The organism is Streptomyces pseudogriseolus (assembly GCA_002154585.1).
GTDB lineage: Bacteria > Actinomycetota > Actinomycetes > Streptomycetales > Streptomycetaceae > Streptomyces > Streptomyces pseudogriseolus.
In genome coordinates, this window is record MUNG01000725.1 from 1 (window position 1) to 1,047 (window position 1,047).

Genomic DNA, 1,047 nt, shown 5'->3' on the forward strand with positions numbered 1-1,047 from the left:
GGGGTGGAGGGCTGGGCGGCCGGGGCAGGCCCGGTGGCCGGCGTCACCTCGGGAGGAGCGGGCGCTGGCGCAGGTGCGGGATAGAGCTCCGCGAGCTGGTTCAGCAGCCGGGCGTAGGCGTCGCGCTCCGGCGGGCGAGGTTCTGTTTTGCCCGCCTCCCAGCCGGAGACCGTGGCCCGGCGTACCTTCAGCGCCGCGGCCACTTCCTCGATGGTCAGGCCGTGCGCGGTCCGCAGTCGCTTCCGCTCGGCCGGTGGTGGCAGCGCGGCCCGTGACGCGACCAGCGCGTCCACCGCGTCGAACAACTCGGACACCGGACACCTCCCAATCGGCATCCTACTCCCTGAGCGGCCCGCGGGCGTACGAAGAGCGTACGTTTTGCGTACGAAGCGCCGCGGATGCACGGCAGGATGGTACGGACCCGGCGAGGGTCGAGGGTACGGACCCGCTCAGGGGTCTCGGGTGAGGGTTTTCCAGCCGTGCTCCAGCAGGTTGAAGGCGCTGATGACCGCCGCCCTGGGGTCGGCGTGGCCGTATGCGGCACGCGGGGCTTCGAGGGCGAAGTGGGCCAGGGCCAGGCAGGCGGGGTCGTCGGCGGGGCGGCCGATTTCCTCGGCGATGACGCGGGCCAGGGCGGCTGTATGGCGCAGCCACATGTTCTGGCCGTAGTCGCGCAGTGCGGGGGTGGTGGTCACCAGGTTGAAGAAGGCGGTGAGGCGGTCGTCGCCGTAGGGAGTGAGCAGGCGGGAGTTGAGGGCATGTTCGCGCAGGGCGGCCGGGACGGAGGTGCCCGCGGGGCGTTCGCGGACGGCGGCGAGCAGGCGTTCCTCCTGGTCGTCGTCCTCGTCGAAGACGAGGGCTTCCTTGACCGGGAAGTGCTTGAACAGCGTGGTGGTCGACACGTCGGCGGCGTCGGCGATCTCGCGGATGCCGACGGCGTCGTAGCCACGTTCCAGGAAGAGGTGCAGGGCAGCGTCGGCGATGGCTTTGCGTGTGGCGGCCTTTTTGCGTTCGCGGCGGCCCGGGGGTGCGGGGGTGGTGCCGGGT

2 protein-coding genes are annotated in these 1,047 nt (G+C 71.7%); both read right to left on the bottom strand.

Annotated elements, in window-relative coordinates; genetic code table 11:
* Positions 1-314, bottom strand: a 314-nt coding sequence (locus CCN29_RS34355; protein ID WP_143661480.1) for a helix-turn-helix domain-containing protein, incomplete at its 3' end; no start/stop codon positions are given.
* A 135-nt stretch (positions 315-449) separates the two neighbouring features.
* On the bottom strand, positions 450-1,047 hold a 598-nt coding region (locus tag CCN29_RS34360; protein WP_442538700.1), incomplete at its 5' end, for a TetR/AcrR family transcriptional regulator.